This window comes from Delftia sp. Cs1-4 (assembly GCF_000214395.1).
GTDB classification, from domain to species: Bacteria; Pseudomonadota; Gammaproteobacteria; order Burkholderiales; family Burkholderiaceae_C; genus Comamonas; species Comamonas acidovorans.
Window position 1 is genome coordinate 199170 of record NC_015563.1, and the last position, 24690, is coordinate 223859.

Consider the following 24690-nt stretch of genomic DNA (forward strand, 5'->3'; position numbering starts at 1 on the left):
CGCACGGGCCGGCACTGCGGTTTGTACTGACGCGCGCGGCTCAGTGCCGGAGCCTGCGGCTTTCTACAATGCCGGATGGCCATGCATTTCGATCTTGTGGATCTGCGCCTTATGGTGCACATCGCCGACGCCAACAGCATGACGCGTGGCGCGGAACTTTCCTTCATCTCCCTGCCGGCGGCCAGCACCCGCATCAAGAACCTGGAGGAGAGCATCGGCACCAAGCTGCTGTACCGCACCAGCCAGGGCGTGACGCTGACGCCGCCGGGCCAGGCCTTCGTCACCCATGCGCGCATGGTGCTGGGCCAGATCGAGCATCTGCGCGGCGACATGCAGGAGTACGTGCGCGGCATCAAGGGCCATGTGCGGGTGTTTGCCAACACCACCTCGCTGGGCGAGTTCCTGCCGCCCGTGCTGCGCCATTACCTGCGCCGCAATCCCGACGTGAACATCGACCTGCGCGAGCGCCTGTCGCACGACATCGTGCGTGCCGTGACCGAGGGGCAGACCGACATCGGTATCGTCGCCGGCCTGGTGCGCACCGAGAACCTGGAGACCCTGCCCTACCGCCGCGACCGCCTGGTGCTGGTCGTGCCGCGCGGCCATGCGCTCGATGGCGAGATGCAGATGGCCTTTGCCGACACGCTGGACCTGGACCATGTGGGCCTGCACGAATCCAGCGCCATCCACGCCTTCCTGCGCCAGGCCAGCGACCAGCTGCACCGGCCCATCAAGCAGCGCATCCAGGTGGGCAACTTCGAGACGGCCTGCCGCATGATCGAGTCCGGCGTGGGCGTGGGCGTGCTGCCCGAATCGGCCGCCAGCCGCCATGCGCATTCCATGGACATCGCCATCGTGCCGCTGTCCGATGCCTGGTCGGTGCGCGAGATGCAGATCTGCGTGCGCAGCCTGGAGGCCCTGCCGTCCTTCGCCCAGGAGCTGGTGGAGCTGCTGGTGGCCGACGCACAGGGCCGGCTCACGCTGGAGTAGCTTGGACTCAACTATTCAGTGCTTGCGCACGGCCTACGCAACTGGCGTGTTCCAAGCGCGAGACGCCGAGCAAGGGCCGCCCCGCAGCGAGGGCGTCGTCCCCCTCCCGCGAAGCGAGAGAGGGGGAAGCGGCGTAGCCGCTCAGGGGGTGTTCATACCGTCGGTGCCAGCCAGTACTTGAAAGTGCCGGTGGCCGTGGCCACGAGCTTTCCGTCTTCATCGAGCAACTGCGCCGCGCAGCTGCACAGGCTGCGGCTGGCGTGCACCACCCAGCCTTCGGCCAGCAGCGCGCCCTTGCCCGGGCGGTGGAAGCGGCTGCTCATCTCCACCGTCACGGCGGTCTGCGATGGCGCACCGGGCAGCTCGCCCGCGGCGCGCGACATCACGGAGTCCAGCAGCGTCATGAGCACGCCGCCGTGCGCGGCGGGCAGCTGGTTGAGCAGTTCCTCGCGCATGTGGGGCAGGCGCACATGGACCTTGCCGGGCGGCGCGGGCACCTGCGAGGCGCCGATCAGCCGCATGAAGGCATTGCGGTCGGGGGCCGGTGCGCTCATGCGGCTCATGCGGCGCGCGCCTCGCGCACCATGTTGCGCGCGATGATGACCTGCTGGATCTGTGTCGTGCCTTCGTACAGGCGGAACAGCCGCACGTCGCGGTAGAAGCGCTCGATGCCGAACTCGGCCAGGTAGCCCGAGCCGCCCAGGATCTGCACGGCGCGGTCGGCCACGCGGCCCACCATCTCGGTGGCGAACATCTTGCAGCACGAGGCCTCGGTGGAGACGTTGCGGCCCTCGTCGCGGCGGCGCGCGGCGTCGATCACCATGCACTCGGCCGCATACAGCTCGGCCTGGCTGTCGGCCAGCATGGCCTGCACCAGCTGGAACTCGCAGATGGGCTGGCCGAACTGCTTGCGCTCCAGCGCATAGTTCAGCGCGTCGCGCAGGATGCGCTGCGCCACGCCCACGCTCACGGCCGCGATGTGGATGCGGCCCTTGTCCAGCACCTTCATGGCGGTCTTGAAGCCCTGGCCTTCCTTCAGGCCGATGAGGTTGGCCGCCGGCACGCGCACGTTGTCGAAGAACACGTCGCAGGTGTGCGCACCCTTCTGGCCCATCTTCACGTCGTTCTTGCCGAAGCTGATGCCTGGCGACTTCGCATCCACGATGAAGGCCGAGACGCCGCCCGCGCCCTTGTTGGCCGGGTCGGTGCGCGCCATCAGCGTGAACATGCCCGCATGCGGCGCGTTGGTGATGAAGCGCTTGTTGCCGTTGACCACGTAGTGGTCCCCATCCCTGATGGCGGTGGTGCGCAGCGAGGCCGCGTCCGATCCCGCCTCGGGCTCGGTCAGCGCGAACGAGGCCATGATCTCGCCCGTGGCCAGCTTGGGCAGCCAGGCCGCCTGCTGCTCGGGCGTGCCGTCGATGAGGATGCCCTGAGAGCCTATGCCCACGGTCGTGCCGATCACCGAGCGGAAGGCCGGCGCGGTCTGGCACAGCTCGAAGAGCACGCGCACCTCTTCCTCCATGGTCAGCTCCAGCCCGCCGAACTGCTCGGGGATGGTCATGCCGAACAGGCCCAGGTTGCGCATCTCCTGCACGATGGACTCGGGAATCTCGTCGGTCTCGGCCACTTCGTTCTCGGCGGGCACCAGGCGCTCGCGCACAAAGCGGCGCACGCTGTCCAGCAGGGCTTCGAGGGTTTCTTGGTCGCGGATCATTGCGGTGTTCTTTCTTCTCTCTACGGAATCAAAGCGCTTCGGCCGTACCCAGCACAGCCGTGGACTGGCTGGACAGGGTGCCGCCATTGCCATGGACCACGGCCGTGCGGTGGCGTCCCAGCTGGCGCTGGCCGGCCTCGCCGCGCAGCTGGCGCACGGCCTCGATCAGCGCAAAGATGCCGTACATGCCCGGGTGCACGCAGGACAGGCCGCCGCCGTTGGTGTTGACGGCCAGCCGCCCGCCGGGCGCGATACCGCCCTTGGACACGAAGGCGCCGCCCTCGCCCTTGGCGCAAAAGCCCAGGTCCTCCAGGAACAGCAGGGTGTTGATGGTGAAGGCGTCGTAGACCTGGGCCATGTCCATGTCGGCAGCGGTGAGCCCCGCCATGGCAAAGGCCTGGGCGCCCGACTGCGCGGCGGCCGTGGTGGTGAGGTCGGGCATGCAGGAGATCTGGCGGTTCCAGATGGCCGTGGCATTGCCCAGCACGTAGACGGGGGGGCGCGGCAGGTCGCGGGCGCGCTCGCCGCGCACCAGCACGATGGCGCCTGCGCCATCGGTCACCAGGCAGCAGTCGCGCACGCTCAAGGGGCTGGCGATGGGGCGGGCCGAGAGCACGTCCTCGATGGTCAGCGGGTCGCGCATGAAGGCTTCGGGGTTGAGCTGGGCCCAGGCACGCGCGGCCACGGCCACCTCGGCCAGTTGCTCGCGCGTGGTGCCGAACTCGTGCATGTGGCGCGCGGCCGCCAGCGCATAGGCGGTCACGGGCAGCACGGGCTCATAGGGGAACTCGTAGGGCTGCGGGTCGAGGAAACGCCGCGCCGCCTGGCCTTCCTTGCGGCCGAAGGTGGCCGAGCGCTGGGCGCTGCCGTAGCACACCAGCACGGCCTTGCACTGGCCGGCCTCCAGCGCGCGGATGGCGGGCAGCAGGTGGGCGATGAAGCTGCTGCCGCCGATCATCGTGCCGTCCACATAGGTCGGGTTGATGCCCAGGTGCTCGATCACCGGCATGGTCCACATGCTGGCGTTGACGCTGCAGGTGGCCAGGCCGTCGATGTCCTGCATGGTCAGGCCCGCATCGGCCACGGCCGCATGGGCGGCGCGCACCAGCAGGGTCATGTCGTCCATGCCGGGCGCCTCGCCGCAGCCATAGGTGGCGGCGCCGGCAATGGCCACGCGCCCGCGCAGCGGGCGGTTCACGGCGGCGGCGTCCAGGGTGGATTGGGGGATGCGGGTGTTCATGCTGCACCCCCTTGGGAAGCCTGTGGAGCCGGTTGCAGCGCGGGCTGGAACAGCACCAGGCCGCGTCCGTCCTTGCTCGCCACATGGGCGCTCACGCGCTGGCCTATGCGCACGTCGGCCGGCGCAATGCCTTCGACGCGGCCCATCATGCGCACGCCTTCGTCCAGGTCGATCAGGGCCACGTTGTAGTCACCACCGGCATCGCTCTTGCGCGCGACGGTGCTGGTGGAGTAGACCGTGCCCTGGCCGCTGGCGCGCACCCAGCGCAGCGGGCTGGCGCCGCAGTGCGGGCACAGCTCGCGCGGGGTGAAGACATGGCGCGTGCATTGCGGGCACTGCTGTATGCAGAAGCGGCCGGCATCGAGTTCGGCCTGGTAGTGGGTCTGTGCGCTCAGGTGCATGGGCGGTGTTTCCGTTCTCGGTGTTCTTGGCGCTGCACCCGGCACGCGGGCGCAGCGGCTGTCCGCCAGCATGCCCGCATCGCGGGGCCGCTTCAATTCGCCAATCTGGAAGGGTGGCTTCACCAGTGCCGGCGCCCGGCTGTCAACCCAGGGTTGCTGCCTAGGCGGGCCGGCGGGCACGGCTGCTATGGTGTTTATGCATTCCCGGCCTTTTCTTCATACCCGCCCTGCGCCGCCTGCCGGTGCACCGAGGGCGCGCCGCTGCTTTGGCACAGTGTGGCGCCACAGGAAGGCCGGCAATGGCGCGCCGCACCCCGGCCCGTTCTCCGCTGTCGATCCCCACCCACCCAGGAGGTTTTTGCACATGACGGATACGCTGATCAAGGTGGACCTGAACCGCCCGCCCACCGACAACGAAAGAGTCCACAACCGCTGGCACCCGGACATTCCCATGGCCTGCTGGGTCCAGCCCGGCGACGACTTCATCCTGGAAACCTACGACTGGACCGGCGGCTTCATCAAGAACAACGACAGCGCCGACGATGTGCGCGACATCGACCTGACCACGGTGCACTACCTGTCCGGACCCGTGGGTGTGAAGGGCGCCCAGCCCGGCGACCTGCTGGTGGTGGACCTGCTGGACATCGGCGCCAAGCCCGACAGCCTCTGGGGCTTCAACGGCTTCTTCTCCAAAAACAATGGCGGCGGCTTCCTGACCGACCATTTCCCCTCGGCCCAGAAATCGATCTGGGACTTCAAGGGCATGTTCACCAGCTCGCGCCATATCCCGGGCGTGAACTTCCCCGGCCTCATCCATCCCGGCCTCATCGGCTGCCTGCCTGACCGGCCCATGCTGGAGATGTGGAACGAGCGCGAGCGCGCCCTCATCGCCACCGACCCCGAACGCGTGCCCGGCCTGGCCAACCCGCCGTCGGCCGGCACGGCCCACATGGGCCAGATGCGCGGCGAGGCCCGCGACAAGGCCGCCGCCGAAGGCGCGCGCACCGTGCCGCCGCGCGAGCATGGCGGCAACTGCGACATCAAGGACCTCTCGCGCGGCGCCAAGGTGTTCTTCCCCGTCTATGTGGACGGCGCCGGCCTGAGCGTGGGCGACCTGCACTTCAGCCAGGGCGACGGCGAGATCACCTTCTGCGGCGCCATCGAGATGGCCGGCTGGGTGCACATGAAGGTCAGCCTCATCAAGGGCGGCATGGCCAAGTACGGCATCAAGAACCCCATCTTCAAGCCCAGCCCCATCACGCCGCGCTATGACGACTACCTGATCTTCGAGGGCATCTCGGTGGACGAGAGCGGCAGGCAGCACTACCTGGATGTCAACGTGGCCTACCGCCAGGCCTGCCTGAACGCCATCGAATACCTGAAGAAATTCGGCTACAGCGGCGCCCAGGCGTATTCCATCCTGGGCACGGCGCCCGTGCAGGGCCATATCAGCGGCGTGGTGGACGTGCCCAACTCCTGCGCCACGCTGTGGCTGCCCACGGGCATCTTCGACTTCGACATCAACCCCAACGCGGCGGGGCCGGTCGTCCAGTTCGACGGCAGCATCGACATGCCCCTGTCCCCCGACCTGCGCTGACGCCAAGGAGCCCGCCCATGCCCACCTACGACTATGACTGCGTGCAATGCGGCGGCTTCGAGGCCCTGCGGCCGCTGCGCCTGCGCGACGAGCCCGCGGCCTGCCCCGGCTGCGGCACGGCTGCTGCGCGCGTGCTGGCCGCCGCGCCCCGGCTGGCGCTGATGGCCGACGGCACGCGCCGCGCCATGGATACCAACGAGCGCGCGCGCCACGAGCCCGCCAGCTCGCGCGACTATGACCATGGCTATGCGCGCTTCAAGCACCCGGCAGGCTGCGGCTGCTGCGGATCGGGCCGGCGCAGCGCCACGGTGACGGCACCCAACGGCGCAAAGTCCGCGCCCTCGCGGCGGCCCTGGATGATCAGCCACTAGGCTGCAGCGGAGTGGACCGCTTCCCAGGGTTTCCACCGCTTGGGAGCCCTGGAAGCGCGCCTTCCACATTCGCGAAACACGGCGCAGGTCGGCTTGCCCAGAATGGGCCGCGCGGCAAGCCGCCGCCCGTTGCCCGGAGTTTCGCCATGCCCCCGTCTTCCTTCCCATCCTCTTGCCCGTCTTCCTTTTCGTCGCAGCGCCGCCGCCTGCTGTCCGCCGGCGGCGCGCTGGCTGCCAGCAGCCTGTTTCCCGCAGCCCGGGTGGCCCATGCGGCCGATGCCTGGCCCACGCGGCCCGTGCGCTTCATCGTGCCCTTTCCGCCCGGCGGTCCCGTGGACACCACGGCGCGCGCCTTCACCCAGAAGCTGGGCGAGATCTGGCAGCAGCCCAACCTGGTGGACAACCGCGCGGGCGCCGGCGGCATGGTGGGCGCGGCCCTTGCGGCCAAGGAGCCCGCCGACGGCTACACGCTGTTCGTGGGCTCCATCCACCATGCGGTGAACCCGGCGCTGCAGCCGAAGATGACCTACGACATAGAGCGTGACTTCGCGCCCGTGAGCTTTGCGGCCATGTTCCCGGTCTTCCTGGTGGCCCATCCCTCGGTGCCCGCCAGCAATGTGCGCGAGCTGATCGCGCTGGCCAAGTCCGGCAACGGCCTGAGCTTCGGCTCCTCGGGCAATGGCGGCGGCACGCACCTGGCCGGTGAGCTGTTCAACATGCATGCAGGCATCAAGCTGCAGCACATTCCCTACAAGGGCAGCGCGCCGGCCATGAACGACCTGCTGGGCGGCCAGGTGCAGCTGATGTTTGCCGATGCGCCCAGCGCGCTGCAGCACATCAAGTCCGGCCGCATCAAGGTGCTGGGCGTGGCCAGCCGCCAGCGTTCGGCCATGCTGCCCGAGGTGCCCACCATTGCCGAGTCGGGCCTGCCCGAGTACGAGGCCTATTCCTGGGCCGCGCTGTTTGCGCCGGCCCGCACGCCGCCCGCCGTGCTGGCGCGCATCAACGCCGACTTCAACACCGCGCTGCGCGATGCCGCCGTGCGCCAGCGCCTGCTGACGGCGGGCGCCGAGGCCGACCCCGGCACCCAGCAGCAGATGCGCGAGCGCCTGAGCAGCGAGCTGCGCAAATGGGCCCAGGTGGTCAAGGTGGCCGGCATCCAGGCGGACTGAGCGCGGCGGCGGGCCGCAGTCGGGACAAACCCGGCTTCGCAGCGCTGCAACCCCGCCTTTCGCAATCGCGCATAGGCGGGCCGCTATGGCCTGCTTAGGCTTGCCTTCGGTATCCAGAAAAACAACCCCGAGACAAGGAGACGGATATGCGGAAAGGCTTGATGCGAGGCGGCTTGACCAAGGCGCGCGCTGCCGGCTGCGCGCTGGGCGCTGGCCTGCTGTGGACGGCGGCGGCGCAGGCGCAGCAGATATCGGACGATGTGGTGCGCATCGGCGTGCTCAGCGACATGTCGGGCCTGTATGCGGACACGGCGGGGCGCGGCTCCGTCGAGGCCGCGAAGATGGCCGTGGCCGACTTCGGCGGCCAGGTGCTGGGCAGGAAGATCGAGGTGGTCTGGGCCGACCACCAGAACAAGGCCGACGTGGGCGCCACCCATGCGCGCACCTGGTTCGACCGCGACGGCGTGGACCTGATCGTGGACATCAACAACACGGCCGTCGCCATCGCCGTCAACAACCTGGCTCGTGAGCGCGGCAAGATGGTGATCAACACCGGCGGCGCCTCGGACATCCTCACCAACGAGCACTGCGCGCCCACGGCCATCCACTACACCTACGACAGCTATGCGCTGGCCAATGGCGCGGTGCGCGGCATCCTGGCCCAGGGCAAGAAGGACTGGTTCATCCTGGGCGTGGACTATGCCTTCGGCAAGGCCATGACGGCCAATGTGACCGACTTCCTGAAAGACGGCGGCGGCAAGCTGGTGGGCACCACCTTCCATCCGCTCAACGCCAGTGATTTCTCGTCCTTCCTGCTGCAGGCCCAGGCGTCCAAGGCCTCGGTGATCAACCTGGCCAATGCCACCAGCGACACGGTCAACGCCATCAAGGCCGCGCACGAGTTCGGCATCGCGCCCAGGCAGACCCTGGTGCCCAGCCTGCTGTTCATCAACGACGTGCATGCGCTGGGCCTGCGCTACGGCCAGGGCATGGTGCTGACCACGGGCTTTTACTGGGACCGCACCGAGGCCACGCGCGCCTGGTCGCGGCGCTTCTTCGAGAAGATGAAGAAGATGCCCTCCATGATCCATGCGGGCGCCTACTCGGCCGTCACCAACTACCTCAAGGCCGTGCAGGCCACCAAGGGAGACGACGGCAACGCGGTGGCGCGCCAGCTCAAGCAGATGCCCATCGAGGACTTCTTCGCCCAGAACGGCAAGGTGCGCGAGGACGGCCGCATGGTGCACGACATGTACCTGGTGCAGATCAAGAAGCCCGAGGAATCCAGATACCCCTGGGACTACTACAAGGTGCTTTCCACCATTCCCGGTGACGAGGCCTTCCGCCCGCTGTCCAAGAGCAGCTGCAAGCTGGTGAAGACATCATGAAGACACGCGCCGCCGTACTCACGAGAACGGGCGCAGCCGCGCCCTATGCCGACAGCCGCCCGCTGGAGATCTGGGAGGTGGACCTGGCGCCGCCCGGCCCCGGCGAGGTGCTGGTCAAGGTGGCCGCCGCAGGCGTGTGCCACTCCGACCTGTCCATCATCAACGGCGACCGTCCGCGCGACACGCCCATCGTGCTCGGCCATGAGGCCGCAGGCGTGATCCAGGCGCTGGGCGAGGGCGTGACCGACCTGGAGGTGGGCGACCACGTGGTCATGCTCTTCGTGCCCGGCTGCGGCAACTGCCAGCCCTGCGCCGAAGGCCGGCCGGTGCTCTGCGAGCCCGCAGGCCAGGCCGGCGTGGCGGGCACGCTGCTGTCGGGTGCCAGGCGCCTGTCGCGCAATGGCCAGCCCATCTCGCACTTCGTCGGCGTCTCGGCCTTTGCCGAGCATGCCGTGCTCTCGCGCCGCGGCGTGCACCGCATCGACAAGTCGGTGCCGCTGGAGCTGGCCGCGCTGTTCGGCTGCGCCGTGATGACCGGCGTGGGCGCCGTGGCCAATACCGCCAGGGTGAGCCCCGGCCAGAGCGTGGCCGTGGTGGGGCTGGGCGGCGTGGGCCTGTCCTCGGTGATGGGCGCGGCGGCGGCGGGCGCGTCCCGCGTGGTGGCCGTGGACCTCAATGCCGACAAGCTGGCCATGGCGCGCGATTTCGGCGCCACCGACACCGTCAATGCCGGCGACGAGGATGCCGTCAAGCAGGTGCGCGAGCTGACGGGCGGCGGCGTGGACCATGCCTTCGAGATGGTGGGCTCGGCCAAGGCACTGGAGATGGCCTACCGCATCACGCGGCGCGGCGGCCAGACCGTGACGGCGGGCCTGCCCTCCAGCGCCCAGGCCATCAGCCTGCCGGTCTGGCACCTGGTGGCAGAGGAGCGCACGCTCAAGGGCTGCTACATGGGCAGCTGCGTGCCGCGCCGCGACATCGACCGCTACCTGGCCCTGCATGCGGCCGGCAGGCTGCCCGTGGACCGCCTGGTCACCGGCCACCTGACGCTGGACCAGATCAACGAGGGCTTCGACCGCCTGGCGCGTGGCGAGGCCATACGCCAGATCATCCGCATGGAGGCCTGATAGGAGGTCAGGCCGATCAGCGAGGACCGGGGCTGCTGCTGCGGCTGTGTCCAAGCCAAGCACGGCGGTCAGGTGCCGTCGGGCAGCAGCTGGTTTTCCCAGCCGGTCAGCCGCTCGATGGCCCGGGCCACCTGCAGGATGCGGGCCTCGTCGAAGTAGCGTCCCACCACCTGCACGGCCAGCGGCAGGCCTTGCGGCGACAGGCCGACCGGCACGCTGATGGCCGGGTGCCCGGTCACGTTGAAGGCATGGGTCTGCACCGGCCAGTGGCGGAAATGCGGCATGGGATCGAAGCGCGGCGCCGTATCCAGGGTGATGGCGGTCAGCAGCACGTCGCAGCGGTCCAGGGCCGCGTCCACGCGGGCCGCCAGCATGCGGCGCACGCGCAGGGCGTTCAGGTAGTCCTCCGAGGACACGGTGGCGCCCAGCAGCAGCCGCGCCGCCGTGAGCTCGCCATAGTCCAGCGGGCGCGAGCGCAGGTCCTGCGCATGGATGGTGAACATCTCGGCACTGAGGATGACGCGGCCGGCCGCCAGGAACTGCTGACTGTGGGGCAGGCTCACGTGGATGGGACGGGCGCCGGCCTCGGCCAGCAGGGCGGCCGTGCGATCGAAGGCCGAAAGGAACGTGGGCGACGCCTGGGGCGAGGACTGGAAGTGGTCCTGCGGCACGCCGATGGTCAGGCCTTTCACGCCCTGCTCAAGCCCCGTGCAGTAGTCGTCCACGGGTTCGGTGGAGCTGGCCGGGTCCAGCGGGTCGTGCCCGGCCAGCACCTGCAGCGCGATGGCCGCATCCTCCACGCTGCGCGACAGCGGGCCGCAGTGGTCCAGCGTCCAGGCCAGCGGAAACACGCCGTGCTTGGAGACGCGGCCGTAGGTGGGTTTCAGCCCCACGGCGCCGCACCAGGCGGCCGGTATGAGGATGGAGCCGCCCGTGCAGGTGCCCAGGGCCAGCCGCGTGAAGCCTGCCGCAATGGCGGCGCCCGAGCCCGACGACGATCCGCCCGGAATATGGGCCAGGTCCCAGGGATTGCGGGCCGCGGGAAACGGCAGGTCGGGGCTGGGCGCGCCGATGGCGAACTCGTGCGTGGCCAGCTTGCCCAGGATGATGGCACCCGCATCGCGCAGGCGCCGCACCGGCGTGGAATCCTCCTCGGGCACATAGTCCAGGCTCAGCCAGGACTGGCAGGTGGTCGGCAGGCCGGCCACGTCGTAGACGTCCTTGATGGCCACGGGAATGCCGTGGAGCAGCGGCAGGTCGGCGCTTTCGGCGCGCGCCATGTCTGCGCTGCGCGCAGCCTCCATGGCACCGCTGGCATCGAGATTGGTGAAAGCATGGATGTCGATGTCCATGGCGCGGATGCGTCCCAGCGCCGCCCGGGTCAGCATCTCCGAGGTGGTCTTGCCGGCGCGCAGCGCGCTGGCCATCTGCCGTATGGAAAGTTCAGGACTGCCGCGCATGGTTGCTCTGACGGGAAATGGTGGTGTGGATGTGCGAGGGACCCGCCTCATGCGCCAGTTCGTTGACGAGGCCGCGGTGCTCCATCAGCAACTGGTGCTCCGCCAGGATGGGTCCCAGCCGCTCGAAGGGGATGTCGATGCCGTGCTTTTTCAGCGCATTGAGCAATTCGTGCAGCGCATTGACATCGGGCCCTGCCAGTTTCTGCGGCGAAGGGGGTATTTCAGATTTTCGCGATGCCGGCATCACTGACCACCTTTCTCCATTTTCTGGCGTCGTCGGATACGAATGCCTTGGTGCCGCCCACGGATTTCCAAAGGGGAATGCTGCCAAGCTCCATGAATTTGCGCTGCACCTTTTCATCGGCCAGGATATTTTTCATCTGTGCATTGATGGCGTTCACTATCGCGGCCGGCGTGCCCTTGGGTGCCATGAGCACATTCCATGCGGTCTCGTTGAAATTGCCGAGCCGGGCCGGGCTTTGCTCGCTGAGCGTCTGCCAGTCGGGCATGAGGGGCGAGCGCTCGCGCGTGGCCACGCCCACGCGATTGACCTTGCCCTGGTTCACATACTGCTTGGCCGTGATCAGCAGGTCGAAGGCGATATCGACCTGGCCGCTGACCAGGTCGGCCATCATGGGCGCGGCGCCCTGGTAGGGGATGTGCAGCATGCGTATGTCGGCGGCCAGACTCAGGGCCTCGGCCGCCATGTGGCCCGCGCTGCCATAGCCCGGCGTGGCATAGGTCAGCTTGCCGGGGCTGCGCCGCGCCAGCTCGATCAGCTCCTGCGCCGACGACAGCTGCAGGCCCGGGCGTGTGATGAGCACCAGGGGACTGTCGTTGATGGTGGAGATGGCTTCCAGGTCGTTGGCCACGTCATACCCGGCCTGCGTGTACAGCGCGCCCGAGATGGTCTGGGCCGTGGTGCAGATCAGCAGCGTATATCCATCGGGACTGGCCTTGGAGACCTGGCGCGCGCCGATGTTGCCCGAGGCGCCAGGGCGGTTTTCCACCACCACGTTGACGCGCAGGCGTTGTGCAAGCTCCTTGGCGATGATGCGCCCCACGACATCAGTGCCACCGCCTGCCGGGAAAGGTACAACCAGCGTGATCTGCCGGTCTGGCCAGGCCGCATGAACCAGGCTGGCAGCGACCAGGAAAATACCTCCGAGAAACAGGCTGAGGATTCTTTTCATGGGCTTGATTCATGTGGTTGCGGGGGGTGAGGATGCATGCCCTGTGCAGATCCGGGCCGACACGCCGGGATGCATCTCACGATGGATCCGGTAACTGCAGCCAAGGCCAAGGCAGGCGAAAAAATAATGAATTTGTTAAAACTATTGAAACATTGAGTGCCATAGTTTTACATCATGAAGGATGGGGTGCAAGGCCTGCGGATGCGCAATGTAGGGGTGTTGCGTCCATGCTGCAGAGGCCGGTTCCGGAAGGCGGTGGCGCGTGCGCACATCCGGACATGGGGCAGGGAAGGGGCAGGGCAAGACAAAGGTTGCACCGGCAGCGGTGGCCGGCGCAACTGCTGGGCGGCCCGGGCTCAGGAAACGCGCAGTGCCTGTTCCTGCAGCAGGCGCTTGAGCACCTTGCCGTTGGGGCTGGTGGGCAGCTCGGCCAGGGGCACGATGCGGGCGGGCAGCTTGTAGGGCGCCAGCCGTTCGCGCAGGTGGGAGCGTGCTGCGGCGCTGTCCAGCGTGGCGCCGGGCTGCAGCTCGACGAAGGCGATGACCTCCTCGTTGCCATCGCCCTCGGGCCGCCCGACCACGGCGCTGCGCTGCACGCCGGGCAGCTCGTTGAGCGCCAGTTCCACCTCGGCCGGATAGACGTTGAAGCCCGAGCGGATGATCATTTCCTTGAGCCGCCCCACCACGAAGAGCGCGCCGTCGGCATGCAGCTCGCCCAGGTCGCCGCTGGCGTACCAGCCGCCCTCGCGCATCACGGCGGCCGTGGCCTGGTCATCGCGGAAGTAGCCGTGCATCAGGCCGCGCCCGCGTATCCACAGCTCGCCGCGCTCGCCCACCGGCAGGCTGCGGCCCGTGGCCGGGTCCACGGCGCGCACTTCCGCGCCTTCCACCACGTAGCCCGCGCTGGTGTCGGGCCGCTGCTCGCCCTGTCGTGTGAGGTGGACCGACCCTGCGTATTCCGACAGGCCGTAGCCATGGTGCAGCGCCTGGCCGAAGGCGGCCTCCACGCGCTTTTTCAGCGTCAGGTCCAGCGGGCCTGCGCCGGTATAGACATAGCGCAGCGCAGGCGCTTGCGGGTGGGCAATGCCCTGCTCCTGCAGATAGGCCAGCAGGCGCGCGTACAGCGCGGGCGGCCCCTGCAGCTGCGAGATGCCGTGGCGGGCCAGCGCATCCAGAAGATCGGCGGGGTCGAACTGCGGGCGCATCACCATCTGCGCGCCCGCATGCAGCGAGGCCAGCAGCACCGTGCCCAGGCCGAAGATATGGGTCATGGGCACGAAGGCATAGCTGCGGTCCTGCGGACCCAGGCCGCGCGATGCGGCCGAGACGCGCGCGAACAGCGTCAGCGCGTCATGCCCCACCATCACACCCTTGGGCGTGCCCGTGGTGCCCGAGGTGAAGATCAGCGCCGCCACCTCGTCCTGCAGCGCACCGGATTCGGCCATCGCCTCTGCGCGCACGGGGCTGTGCTGCATGCCGGCCAGGGCCGAGTCGCCTGCGCCAAAGCGCCGCGCGTGGCCGCTGGCGCTGTCCGATGCGGCCGAGGTGAAATACACCACACGCGCATCGGCCTTGGCCGCAAAGGCATCGATCTCGCCGGGCGCCATGCGCGCGTTCACGCCGCAGGACCAGGCGCCCACGCGGCTGCAGGCCAGGATCAGCGCCGCATGCTCGGGGCAGTTCTCGGCCACCACCAGCACGCGGTCGCCGGGCCGCACCTGCAGCGCACGCAGCTCGGCCTCGGCCGTGTCTGCCAGCACGCCCAGGTCGGCAAAGCTCAGGCTGCTGCCGTCGGGCAGGTGGATGAAGGGACGCTGCGGCGCTTCGGCCAGCCAGCGGTCCAGCAGATGGTGTATTCGTTGATTCATGCTCCGCGTATCCCTCAGTCCACCACAATGCCTTGCGTGACGGTGGCCCACATCGCGCGTTCTTTTGCACCGCGCTCGGCCAGTTTCTGAGGGGCGCCGGTCCACTCTTCGTAGCCCAGTTCCTTGAGGCGCTTGCGCAGCTCCGGCTGGGCCAGGGCGGCGTTGATGGACTTGTTCAGGCGGGCCACGAGTTCAGGCGACATGCCCTTGGGGCCGTAGACGCCGTACCAGCCGCCCACGTCGAAGCCCTTGAGGCCTTCGATGCCGGACTCGGCAAAGGTGGGCACATCGGGCAGCGAGGCATTGCGCTGCGGCGAGGTCACGGCCACGGCGCGCACCTTGCCGCTCTGGATGTAGGTGCTGGCGGTGCTGATGATGTCCAGCATCATGCTCAGCTGGCCGCCGATCACGTCGGTCATGGCCGGTGCGTTGCCCTTGTAGGGGATGTGGTTCATCTCGATGCCGCTGCGCCGCGCGAACAGCAGCGCGCCCAGGTGGTTGGAGCCGCCCACGCCGGCCGAGCCGTAGTTGAGCTTTTGCGGATGGGCCTTGGCATAGGCCACGAGCTCGGCCGTGGTCTTGTAGGGCTCGTTGTTGTTGACCACCAGCACGTTGTAGTAGCTGAGCACGGGCGCCACGGGCGTGAGGTCACGGGCCGGGTCGAAGGACATCTTGCTCATCACGTTGGGGCTGATGGTGATGGTGGGGCTGGCCGCGAACCACAGCGTCAGCCCATCGGGCTTGGCGCGCACGACCTCGCTGCCGGCCATGGTGGCGTTGGCGCCGGGCTTGTTCTCCACCACCACCGAGGCGCCCAGCTCCTTGGTCAGCGCCACGCTGAGCAGGCGGGCGCCCTGGTCCACGGGGCCACCGGCCGAGTAGCCCACGATGAGGCGCACGGGCTGCGCGTCCTGCGCGGCGGCGGGGAGGGCGGTCAGGGTGGCCAGGGCGGTCACCAGGGACGCCAGAAGCGGGGCATGGGCCAGGGTGGCCAGGGCCTTGCGGCGGTGTTGGGCGGGCATGTGCATGTCTCCTGCAAAAAATGAATGAAGCGCTGCCGTGGCCTGCACGGCGGCGCGCCCGGTCTGCGCCGGACATGCAAGCAATGGTGCGCACGCTGGCGCTTCTTGGGAATCTGCTTTTGCCTAAGCCGGGGTTTGCCGGCTGTTAGGACGTCCTAGGAAGACAGGTCCGCGCCCGCCTCTTCGGCGCCCGCCTGCCAGCTGGGTGCGGCGGTGACGATGGCCTCGCGCAGGAACTGCTGGAAGGCGCGGGCCGCCATGGTGGGCTGGCGGTCGGGCATGCGCACCAGGTACATGGCATTGCCCAGGCCGGAGAACACCACCTGGTCCAGCACGGCCACCAGCGTGCCGCCGGCCAGCGCGGCCGAGGTCACGTAGTCCGGCAGCAGGGCCAGGCCCAGGCCGTCCAGCACGGCGTCGTACAGCAGGCGGTAGTCGCCCGATTGCAGCGAGGGCAGCACATCGAGGGCAGCGGCGACGCCATCGTCGCCGCTGCCGGCAAGCCAGGCCAGCCTGCCGCCCATGGCCAGCGGCAGGATGAGGCGGGCCTGCAGCAGGTCGGCAGGCGCGCGCAGGGGCCGGCCCAGCGACTGCTCCAGCGCCTGCAGGCAGGCAGGCGTGGCCACGAAGTTCCAGCGCACATCGCACAGCCGCGTGGCCACCAGATCGTCCAGCGGCGCGGAGGTGATCTGCACCGCCAGATCGACCTTGGAGGCCACGAGGTCGGCCATCTGGTCGTTGATCAGCAGGCGCAGGCGGATGTCGGGATGCTCGCGGCAAAAGCCCAGGATCAGGGGCTTGAGATAGAAATGCCCGAAGCCGGTGGGCACGCGCACGCCCACCTCGCCGCTCACGGTGGAGCGCAACTGGTGGATGGCATCGCGGGCGCGCTGCAGCTCCTCCATCATGGCCAGGCAGCGCCGGTACAGCAGCTGGCCGGCCTGGGTGAGCTCCACATTGCGCGTGGTGCGGCGCAGCAGCTGCGCACCCATCTCGGTCTCCAGCGCACGCAGCCGGCGCGAGACGTTGGAGCGCGTCATGCCGCCGCGCTCGGCCGCCCGCGTGAGGCTCTTGGCCTCGGCGATGTCGATGAAGACGCGGCACAGGTTCAGGTCCATCTCGGCATTCTTTGCGGGGCCGGGGCCGGCCATTGTTGATCGGGGGTCACCAGGCCTGGCCTGCTGGCGAGGATTGTGGCGCCTGCCCTGCCTCCCTAGCATGGAGGAAACCATGGCGAAAGGCCGCAGACCGTGAACCAAGAAGCTTTGCAAACCGCGCCGCCGGCGCCCCTGGCGCACTACCGTGTGCTCGATCTGAGCCAGGGCGTGGCCGGCCCCTACTGCACCCACCTGCTGTCGCGCCAGGGCGCCGAGGTGATCAAGGTCGATCCGCCCGAAGGCGACTGGGCGCGCCACGTGGGCATCTCGCGCAACGGGCACAGCAGCCTGTCTGCCACCTACAACGCGGGCAAGCGCAGCATTGCCATTGATGCGCGCCAGGCCCAGGGGCGCGCGCTGCTGCTGCGGCTGGCGCGCGAGGCCGACATCGTGGTGCAGAACTTCCGCCCCCAGGTCGTGCAGCGCATGGGCGTGGACTACGACAGCCTGCGCGCGGCCGGCCTGGACCCGGTGTACGTCTCCATCAGCGGCTACGGATCCACGGGGCCGTATGCGGACCGGCCCGCCACCGACTCCGTCATGCAGGCCGACACGGGCTTGATGACCAGCAACCGCGACGCGCAGGGCCAGCCCCAGCGCGTGGGCCTGCTGCTGGCCGACATCGCAGCCGGTGTCTACGCGGCACAGGCCTGCACGGCGGCCCTGCTGGGCAAGGCGCGCAGCGGGCGCGGGCGCCATGTGGAGCTGAACCTGTTCGAGGTCTGCTGCGCCCTGCAATCCACGGTGCTGGCCGAAGACACGCTGCGCGGCGGCCTGCCCGCCGAAGGCGTGAGCGCCCCCAACGGCGTGTTCGCCACGGCCGATGGCTTCATCACCGTGCTGGCCCTGAACAACGACCAGTTCGAACGGCTGTGCCGCGCGCTGGACCTGCCGCACTGGCTGCAGGACGCGCGCTTTGCCTCCAATGCGGGCCGCATGGCCCACCGCCATGTCCTGCATGCCGGGCTGCAGGCCTTGCTGGCGCAGCAGCCGCGCGCCCACTGGGAGCAGCGCCTGGCCGCACAGGGCGCCCTGCATGCGGGCGTGCGCACGCTGGCCGACGTGGTGGCGCACCCCCAGGCCGTGCACCGCGCATCGTTCGCCACGCTGGCGCAGCCCGGATTCGGGCCGCTGCTGTATGCGGCATCACCCTGGCCGGCAGACGCAGCAGCCTCCGGTGCATCCCTTGGCGCCGCGCCGCGCACGGGCGAGCACACGCGCCAGATCCTGGCCGAGGCCGGCTGCACGCCGCAGGAGATCGATCAACTGATAGACAGTGAGGTTGTGCGCCAGTGCGCGGCGGAGGAAATGGCATGAGCGCCCCGGCATCCGCATCCCCGCACTCCCGCATGCAGGCCCTGGTCTGCCATCAATTCGGCGCGCCGCACGAGGTGGTCAGCCTGCAGTCCATGGACCGGCCCGGCCAGCCCCTGGGCGCGCACCAGGCGCGGATCGCCGTGGCCTACGCCAACGTCAGCCACGCCACGGGCCTGCTGATCGAGGGCCGCTATCAGCGGCGCCCGCCGCTGCCCTTCGTGCCCGGCACCGAAGGCGTGGGGCGCGTGCTGGAATGCGGCAGCGCGGTGCAGCACCTGCAGCCCGGCGATGCCGTGGCCTTCATTGCCGACTGGGGTGCCTTTGCGCAGGAAACGGTGGTGCATGCATCCACCGTCTACCGCCTGCCTGCGGGCATGCCCTGGCTGCAGGCCCTGCCCATTCCCCTGTCCTACGGCACGGCCTACACGGCCCTGCACTGGCGCGCGCGCCTGCAGGAAGGCGATGTGGTGCTGGTGCTGGGCGCGGGGTCCGGCGTGGGCGCCGCGGCGGTGGAGGTGGCCCGGCAGACGCCCGGCGTGCAGGTCATCGCCTGCGCCAGTACCGAGGCCAAGCGCGCCGATGCGCTGCGCCGTGGTGCGCACCAGGCAGTCACCCCGCAGGACCTGGCCGCCCAGGTCAAGAAGGCCACGCAGGGCCGGGGCGCCTCCCTGGTTTTCGACCCCGTGGGGGGCGATCTCTTGCTGCAGGCACTGCGCGCGGCCGCGCAGAACGCGCAGCTGCTGAGCGTGGGCTTCGCCAGCGGCGCCATTCCCGCCGTGCCCATGAACCTGGCGCTGGTCAAGAACCTCACGCTGCACGGCTTCTTCTACGGCCGCTACATCGGCTGGACGCCGGCCGATGAGCGCCAGGCCTTCGCGGCGCAGCTGCAGCCCGTCATTGCCACGCTGCTCGACTGGGCGGCCCGGGGATGCATCCATCCCCAGGTCAGCCAGGTCTATGAAATGCATGAACTGCCGGCTGCGCTGGATGCGCTGCACGGCCGCAACGTGACCGGCAAGCTCGCACTCGCCATTCAAGGAGACAAGGTATGACAACGCAACGCACAGGCCCCGCGCTTTCCCGCCGCACCCTGCTGGGGGCCGCTGCGGCGCTGGCCGCATGGAGAACGGCAGGCGCGCAGCCATCCGCCGGGGCCCAGGGCTATCCCAAGGCGCCCATCCGCGTCGTCGTGCCCTATCCACCCGGCGGGCCTACCGACGTGGTCGGGCGCGTGGTCACCACGCGGCTGGGCGAGGCGCTGGGCCAGCCCCTGGTGGTGGACAACAAGGCCGGCGCCAGCGGCATGGTCGGCGCGGCCCTGGTGGCCAAGGCGCCGGCTGATGGCTACACGCTGCTGGTCAACGCCTCCATCCACGTCATCAACCCCTACGTCTATGCCAGCGCGCCCTACGACGCCTTCCGCGATTTCGAGCCGGTCACGCAGCTGGTTGATGTCCCGCTGGTGCTGGTCGTGGGCAGCCAGCTTCCGGTGCGCAATGTGCAGGAGCTGATCGCCTGGGCCAAGGCCCATCCCGGGCAGGTGAACTTCGGCTCGGCCGGCAATGCGTCGTCACAGCACCTGTCGGGCGAGCTGTTCCGCCTGAAGACCGGCGCGCAGATGCAGCATGTGCCCTACAAGGGCAGCTCGCCGGCCCTGACCGACCTGATGGGCGGGCAGATCCAGCTCATGTTCGACTCCATGCCCTCGGCCATGCCCTTCATCGCCTCGGGCCGGCTGCGTGCGCTGGCCGTTACCTCGGCCAGTCGCTCGTCCTCCCTGCCCGATGTGCCCACCATGGAAGAGGCCGGCATGCCGGGCTTTCGCACCAGCACCTGGTACGGACTGTGGGCGCCGAAGAACACGCCCCAGGACGTGGTGCAGAAACTGTGGACCGAGTCCCGCCGCGTGCTTGCCGAACCCCAGATCGCCGCGCAATACCGCCGCCTGGGCGCCGAGCCCGTGGGCTCCACGCCCGCCGAGTTCGCGCGCTACATCCAGGCAGAGGCCCGCAAGTGGGAAGAGATCGTGAAGGCGTCGGGGGCGCGGGCGGATTGAGGCGGGAAGCTCACACCCGCTCGAACACCGCCGCAATCCCCTGGCCGCCGCCTATGCACATGGTCTCCAGCCCATAGCGGCCCTTGCGGCGCTCCAGTTCGTGCAGCAGGGTGGCCAGGATGCGCACGCCGGTGGCGCCGATGGGGTGGCCCAGGGAGATGCCGGAGCCGTTGACGTTGAGCTTGTGGTCTATGGCGCCCTGGTCGTTCCACTCCCAGCCCTTGAGTACGGACAGCACCTGGCATGCAAAGGCTTCGTTGAGTTCGACCAGGTCCATCTGGTCCAGCGTGAGGTTCAGGCGCGCCAGCAGCTTCTTGACGGCGGGCACGGGGCCTATGCCCATGTGCGAGGGCTCGCAGCCTGCGGCGGCCCAGCCCACCAGGGTGGCCATGGGGGTGAGGCCCAGTTCGGCCAGCCGGTCCTCGGCCACGATCAGGCAGGCGGCGCTGGCGTCATTCTGCTGGCTGGCGTTGCCGGCCGTGACCGTTCCATTGGGCATGAGCACGCGCAGCTTGCCCATGCTGTCGGTGGTGGCGTCGGCGCGAAAGCCTTCGTCGCGCGTGAACAGCACGGGGTCGCCCTTGCGCTGGGGCACCTTGACGGGGACGATCTCGTCGGCGAAGCGGCCCGCCTCCCAGGCGGCGGCGGCGCGCTGGTGGCTGCGCACGGCATAGGCGTCGGCTGCCTCGCGGCTGATGCCGTAGTCACGCGCCAGGTTCTCGGCGGTCTCGATCATTCCCGAGATCTTGCCGAAGCGCTCCACGGGCTGGGAGCGCTCGCGGCCGCGGTCAAGGCGGTCGTAGAAGCGCACGTTGCCCGAGCGCGCACCCCAGCGCATGTCGGTGCTGTAGTACTCGATGTTGCTCATGCTTTCCACGCCGCCTGCGATCACCACGTCGGCGGCGCCGCTTTGCACCATCATGGCCGCCGTGGCCACGGCCTGCAGGCCGCCGCCGCAGCGCCGGTCCAGCTGCATGCCCGGCACCGTCACCGGCAGGCCGGCCTGCAGCGCGGCCCAGCGGCCCACGCAGGGCGTCTCGCTGCTGGCGTAGGACTGGGCGAAGACCACGTCGTCGATGCGTGCGGGGTCGATGCCGCTTTTCTCGACCACGGCGCGCACCGTGGTGGCGGCCAGCTCCTCGACCGATACCGGCCGCAGGCTGCCCCCGAAGGTGCCCACGGGCGTGCGAAGGGGGGTGACGATGGCGGCTCTGCGCATGGTGTTGTCTCCTTGGGAATCAGTGGATCAGTGGATCAGGAAAAGGCTGCGCCGCATTGGCGCAGCAGGGTATGTGCCTGTTGTTCCAGGTCGGCGCGGTGCTCCGGTGCCGCGATGTCGATCAGCCGTTTCACGCGGCGCGACAGCGTCTGGCCGCGCAGGTCGGCCACGCCGTGTTCGGTGACGATGAGGCCGGCATCGCTGCGCGGCGTGCTGACGGGGCCGGACAGCCGCGCAACGATGCGCGTGGCACCCCTGGCCGTGGCGGGCAGGGCGATGATGGGCAGGCCGCCGCGGCTGCGTGCCGCGCCGCGCAGAAAGTCCACGGCGCCGCCCACGGCGCCCACGTAGACGCCGCCCGCCACCTCGGAGTTGATCTGGCCCGTGAGGTCCACTTCCACCGCCGAATTGATGGCGGCCAGCCGGTGGCTGGCGGCCAGCACCTCGGGGTCGTGCGTGTAGCGCGTCTCGCGCAGCTGCAGGGCGGGGTTGCGGTGGGCCCAGCGCCTGAGCGATTCGCCGCCCATGAGGATGCCGCCGATGCCCACGCCGCGGTCCTGGCTCTTGCGCGCGTGGGTCAGCACGCCGGCTTCGGCCAGGGCTGCAATGCCGTCGCCCACGGCGCCGCTGTGCAGGCCCAGGTCGCGGTGGCCGTGCAGCGCGGCGAGCACGGCCTCGGGCAGGTTGCCCACGCCCACCTGCAGCGTGGCGCCGTCTTCGATGAGGGCGGCCACATGGCCGGCAATGGCCTGCTCGGCAGGGCCGGGCGCGCTGCGCGCCTGGTCCAGCGGAGGGTGTTCGGCATCGACCAGCAGGGCGAAGTCGCCGGCCTGCAGGTGCAGGCTGCCGTGCGTCCACGGAATGGCGGGGTTGACTTCGCCGATCAGCACGCGTGCCTTGCGTATGGCGGCCGGCAGGTATTCATGGACCAGGCCCAGGCTGTAGCGGCCTTGTGCATCGGGTGGCGAGACCTGGAGCAGCACCACGTCGGCAGGCAGCAGGCCCTCGTCGATCAGGCCGGGCAGGTGGGAGTAGTGGCTGGGCAGGATGTCCAGCACGCCCGCCTGGGCCAGCGCGCGGTGGGGGCCGCCGGCCGCGTAGCCGAAGAAGTCGATGGCGTCGGCATGCGCAGGTTGCAGCGTGTCCGATGCGCCCATGCCCACGAAGACGCGCAGCCGGCCCTGGCCACCGTGCCGGGCCAGTGCATGGCGCTGCGCGACCACGGCACGCGTGAGCGTCAGCGGCTCGGCCGTGGCCTGGCCCCACCACAGGGTGTCGCCGGGGCGGATCAGGGCCTGCAGCCTTTCTTGCAGGGCGTCCGGCGACAGCACGCTCATGGCGCGCGGTCCCAGTCGAAGCGCGTGGGCTGCTTGTCCTTGAAGCGCTGCACCGCCTCCTGGTGGTAGTCGGAGCCGCGGCACATCGTCTGGGCATAGGCTTCCAGCTCGGCCATGGCGCGTGCGTCCAGCTCGAAGGCCTGGTTCATGGCCGTCTTGGCCATGCCGATGGCGGCCGTGGATGCCTCGCCGAAGCGCCGCGCCAGTGCCACGGCGGCGGCCTGCAGGGCCTCGCCGTCTTCCACGATCTCGTAGACCATGCCCAGCGACCTGGCTTCCTCGGCCTGCACGGTGCGCGCGGTGAAGACCAGCTCCTTGGCCTTTTGCAGGCCCACGATGCGCGGCAGCATGTGCATGGCGCCCAGGTCGGGCACCAGGCCGATGCGGCCGAACACGGCGCAGAACTTCGCGCGCCGCGTGCACAGCACGAAGTCGGCGGCCAGCGCCAGGCTCAGGCCCGCGCCGAAGGCCGGGCCGTCCACGGCGGCGATCACGGGCTTTTCGAGGTTGACCAGCTCGGGAAACCACTGGTGCAGGCTGCGCATGCGCTGGCGCCAGGGCAGGCCGGCCTGGCTGGCATCCATCATCTGGCTGATGTCGCCGCCCGAGCAGAATGCGCCGCCCGCGCCCGTGAGGATGACGGTGTGCACCTGCGCGTCATCGCGCATCTGCGCCACGGCGGCGGCCAGGGCCGGGCGCATGGCCTGGTTGAGCGCGTTGCGGGCCTCGGGCCGGTTCAGCGTGATCGTGCCTATGCCGTCCTGGACGGAGGTCAATACGGGGGAGGTTTCAGGTGATGTAGTCATGGTGCCGAGGTTGGATTCTTTGAGATCAAAAGCTGGAATGTCTTGCTTGCTCCTATGCGCACCTTTGACGAGGCGTCCAAATCGGCATGTCCCAAGCCAGGGACACCGAGCAAGGGCCTGGGCCGGCCGCGCCGCCCAGCAGCGAGGGTGTCGTCCCCCTCCCGCGAAGCGAGAGAGGGGGAAGGCGCACAGCGACTCAGGGGGTGATCCATTCAAGCGAGTTCGGCGTAGCCGTGGCTCAGCACGACCTTGTCGCGTTCGAGCACGCGGGCGCGCAGTTGCAGCTGGCAGGGCTGGTCGGGCGTGCGCCAGATCTCGGTGACCAGGGTTTCGCCGGGATAGACGGGCGCGGTGAAGCGCACATCCAGCGCCTTCAGGCGCGCGGGATTGCGGTCGCCGCATTGGCGCAGCACGGCATGGGCCACCAGGCCGTAGCTGGCCAGGCCATGCAGGATGGGCCGCTCGAAGCCGGCCTTGCGCGCCACGGCCGGGTCGGCATGCAGCGGGTTGTAGTCGCCCATCAGGCGGTACAGCAGCGCGGCCTCGGGGCGTATGGCCTGGGTGTCGGTGAAGTCGGGCGCGCGGTCCTCCGGCGTGGGGCGCAGCGGCGCCAGGGGCGCGTCGCTGGGCTGGCCGCCGTCCAGCAGGCTGTAGCCGCCATCGCCGCGCAGAAAGCTGACCTGCTGCACGGTGGCCAGCAGCTCGCCCCCGGCGGTCTCCAGGCGCCGCTCGGTGACCATGATGGCGCCCTTGCCCTCACCCTTGTCCGTCAGATGCGTGATGCGGTTGTGGCCCACCACGTCGGCGCTGGCCGGCAGCGGGCGGTGCAGCCGCATGCGCTGCTCGCCATGCAGCAGCTTCACCCAGTCGATGCCCGTATCGGCCTCGCGCGCCCAGAAGCCCGGGTAGCCCAGCACCACGGCCTGCGAGGGCAGGGCGCGCAGCCCGCCGGGCGCCCCTTCGTAGAAAAAGGGCAGGGCCGCATCCGACAGCGGATCGCTGCCCAGGCCCAGGCTCAACGCATAGAGCATGGTGTCGCGTTCGCCATAGTGCTGGCGCACGGGCTCGAAGGGGCGCTGTTTCAGGTGGTCGTAGCGAATGGTCATGGAACGGGTCATCTCGGTAATTGATTGCGCTGGCGCAATACCAACAGCCTTCAAAACCGGCGCACCCCAACCCAGGGGCGCCGAGCAAGAGCCGCCTCGCGGCGAGGGCGCCGTCCCCCTCCCGCGAAGCGAGAGAGGGGGAAGCG

The 24690-nt window shown here is 69.4% G+C and carries 23 protein-coding genes; 9 read left to right on the top strand and 14 right to left on the bottom strand.

Going from position 1 to position 24690, the window contains the following annotated elements; genetic code table 11:
* Positions 1-75 precede the first annotated feature (75 nt).
* Positions 76-990, top strand: coding sequence for a LysR family transcriptional regulator (locus tag DELCS14_RS00860; RefSeq protein ID WP_012202113.1), 915 nt, complete (start codon positions 76-78; stop codon positions 988-990).
* 152 nt (positions 991-1142) lie between these two features.
* On the opposite strand, the gene DELCS14_RS00865 is transcribed toward DELCS14_RS00860, so the two are convergent.
* The 4 genes from DELCS14_RS00865 to DELCS14_RS00880 are packed head-to-tail and all read right to left on the bottom strand — an operon-like array spanning position 1143 to position 4348.
* The gene (locus DELCS14_RS00865) at positions 1143-1544 is read right to left on the bottom strand and encodes a PaaI family thioesterase (RefSeq protein WP_043795651.1); all 402 of its coding nucleotides are present in this window, start codon (positions 1542-1544) and stop codon (positions 1143-1145) included.
* A 5-nt stretch (positions 1545-1549) separates the two neighbouring features.
* Positions 1550-2707 carry an acyl-CoA dehydrogenase family protein gene (locus DELCS14_RS00870; RefSeq protein ID WP_013800068.1) on the bottom strand — a complete coding sequence of 386 codons (1158 nt, stop codon included), beginning with the start codon at positions 2705-2707 and terminating at the stop codon, positions 1550-1552.
* Positions 2708-2735: 28 nt separating this feature from the next.
* Entirely contained in the window at positions 2736-3947 is a 1212-nt protein-coding gene (locus DELCS14_RS00875; protein ID WP_013800069.1) for a thiolase, read from the bottom strand.
* Positions 3944-4348, bottom strand: coding sequence for an OB-fold domain-containing protein (locus tag DELCS14_RS00880; protein ID WP_013800070.1), 405 nt, complete (start codon positions 4346-4348; stop codon positions 3944-3946). Before DELCS14_RS00880 ends, DELCS14_RS00875 begins: the two co-directional genes overlap by 4 nt.
* 364 nt (positions 4349-4712) lie before the next feature.
* Here DELCS14_RS00880 and fmdA point away from each other — a divergent pair, with 364 nt between their 5' ends.
* From fmdA to DELCS14_RS00905, 5 genes are all read left to right on the top strand, one after another.
* Positions 4713-5945 carry a formamidase gene (gene fmdA / locus DELCS14_RS00885; RefSeq protein ID WP_013800071.1) on the top strand — a complete coding sequence of 411 codons (1233 nt, stop codon included), beginning with the start codon at positions 4713-4715 and terminating at the stop codon, positions 5943-5945.
* Positions 5946-5962: 17 nt separating this feature from the next.
* Positions 5963-6316: a zinc ribbon domain-containing protein gene (locus DELCS14_RS00890; protein WP_013800072.1), complete on the top strand. Its 354-nt coding sequence runs from the start codon at positions 5963-5965 to the stop codon at positions 6314-6316.
* 146 nt (positions 6317-6462) lie between these two features.
* Positions 6463-7488 carry a tripartite tricarboxylate transporter substrate binding protein gene (locus DELCS14_RS00895; RefSeq protein ID WP_013800073.1) on the top strand — a complete coding sequence of 342 codons (1026 nt, stop codon included), beginning with the start codon at positions 6463-6465 and terminating at the stop codon, positions 7486-7488.
* A 161-nt stretch (positions 7489-7649) separates the two neighbouring features.
* The gene (locus tag DELCS14_RS00900) at positions 7650-8876 is read left to right on the top strand and encodes an ABC transporter substrate-binding protein (RefSeq protein WP_228676837.1); all 1227 of its coding nucleotides are present in this window, start codon (positions 7650-7652) and stop codon (positions 8874-8876) included.
* Positions 8873-10003: a zinc-dependent alcohol dehydrogenase family protein gene (locus DELCS14_RS00905; RefSeq protein ID WP_013800075.1), complete on the top strand. Its 1131-nt coding sequence runs from the start codon at positions 8873-8875 to the stop codon at positions 10001-10003. The genes DELCS14_RS00900 and DELCS14_RS00905 overlap by 4 nt, the downstream gene beginning before the upstream one ends.
* A 68-nt stretch (positions 10004-10071) precedes the next feature.
* Here DELCS14_RS00905 and DELCS14_RS00910 read toward each other — a convergent pair whose 3' ends face one another.
* From DELCS14_RS00910 to DELCS14_RS00935, 6 genes are all read right to left on the bottom strand, one after another.
* Positions 10072-11463, bottom strand: a complete 1392-nt coding sequence (locus DELCS14_RS00910; RefSeq protein ID WP_013800076.1) for an amidase — start codon at positions 11461-11463, stop codon at positions 10072-10074.
* Complete coding sequence (locus tag DELCS14_RS00915) at positions 11447-11707, bottom strand: hypothetical protein (protein ID WP_013800077.1); 261 nt, start codon at positions 11705-11707, stop codon at positions 11447-11449. The genes DELCS14_RS00910 and DELCS14_RS00915 overlap by 17 nt, the downstream gene beginning before the upstream one ends.
* A complete protein-coding gene (locus DELCS14_RS00920) occupies positions 11685-12656 on the bottom strand; it encodes a tripartite tricarboxylate transporter substrate binding protein (protein WP_013800078.1) in 972 nt (323 codons plus the stop codon). Before DELCS14_RS00920 ends, DELCS14_RS00915 begins: the two co-directional genes overlap by 23 nt.
* 356 nt (positions 12657-13012) lie before the next feature.
* Positions 13013-14524, bottom strand: coding sequence for a class I adenylate-forming enzyme family protein (locus DELCS14_RS00925; protein ID WP_013800079.1), 1512 nt, complete (start codon positions 14522-14524; stop codon positions 13013-13015).
* Between the two features lie 14 nt (positions 14525-14538).
* Entirely contained in the window at positions 14539-15546 is a 1008-nt protein-coding gene (locus tag DELCS14_RS00930; RefSeq protein WP_013800080.1) for a tripartite tricarboxylate transporter substrate binding protein, read from the bottom strand.
* A 155-nt stretch (positions 15547-15701) separates the two neighbouring features.
* Positions 15702-16664 (bottom strand): LysR family transcriptional regulator, encoded by a 963-nt coding sequence (locus tag DELCS14_RS00935; RefSeq protein ID WP_049801469.1) that lies wholly within the window; start codon positions 16662-16664, stop codon positions 15702-15704.
* A 132-nt stretch (positions 16665-16796) separates the two neighbouring features.
* On the opposite strand from DELCS14_RS00935, the gene DELCS14_RS00940 reads away from it, so the two are divergent.
* From DELCS14_RS00940 to DELCS14_RS00950, 3 genes are read left to right on the top strand one after another with little or no spacing between them, the layout of a single operon-like run.
* The gene (locus DELCS14_RS00940) at positions 16797-18020 is read left to right on the top strand and encodes a CoA transferase (protein ID WP_013800082.1); all 1224 of its coding nucleotides are present in this window, start codon (positions 16797-16799) and stop codon (positions 18018-18020) included.
* Between the two features lie 32 nt (positions 18021-18052).
* Positions 18053-19072: an NADPH:quinone oxidoreductase family protein gene (locus DELCS14_RS00945; protein WP_043795655.1), complete on the top strand. Its 1020-nt coding sequence runs from the start codon at positions 18053-18055 to the stop codon at positions 19070-19072.
* Positions 19069-20076, top strand: coding sequence for a tripartite tricarboxylate transporter substrate binding protein (locus tag DELCS14_RS00950; protein WP_012202130.1), 1008 nt, complete (start codon positions 19069-19071; stop codon positions 20074-20076). Before DELCS14_RS00945 ends, DELCS14_RS00950 begins: the two co-directional genes overlap by 4 nt.
* A gap of 10 nt (positions 20077-20086) precedes the next feature.
* On the opposite strand, the gene DELCS14_RS00955 is transcribed toward DELCS14_RS00950, so the two are convergent.
* From DELCS14_RS00955 to DELCS14_RS00970, 4 genes are all read right to left on the bottom strand, one after another.
* Positions 20087-21295: an acetyl-CoA C-acetyltransferase gene (locus DELCS14_RS00955; protein ID WP_013800084.1), complete on the bottom strand. Its 1209-nt coding sequence runs from the start codon at positions 21293-21295 to the stop codon at positions 20087-20089.
* A 35-nt stretch (positions 21296-21330) separates the two neighbouring features.
* On the bottom strand, positions 21331-22632 hold the full coding sequence (locus DELCS14_RS00960) for an acetyl-CoA hydrolase/transferase C-terminal domain-containing protein (RefSeq protein ID WP_013800085.1): 1302 nt from the start codon (positions 22630-22632) through the stop codon (positions 21331-21333).
* Entirely contained in the window at positions 22629-23438 is an 810-nt protein-coding gene (locus DELCS14_RS00965; RefSeq protein ID WP_013800086.1) for an enoyl-CoA hydratase/isomerase family protein, read from the bottom strand. Before DELCS14_RS00965 ends, DELCS14_RS00960 begins: the two co-directional genes overlap by 4 nt.
* A gap of 212 nt (positions 23439-23650) precedes the next feature.
* Complete coding sequence (locus DELCS14_RS00970; protein WP_013800087.1) at positions 23651-24544, bottom strand: MaoC family dehydratase; 894 nt, start codon at positions 24542-24544, stop codon at positions 23651-23653.
* Positions 24545-24690: the final 146 nt, after the last annotated feature.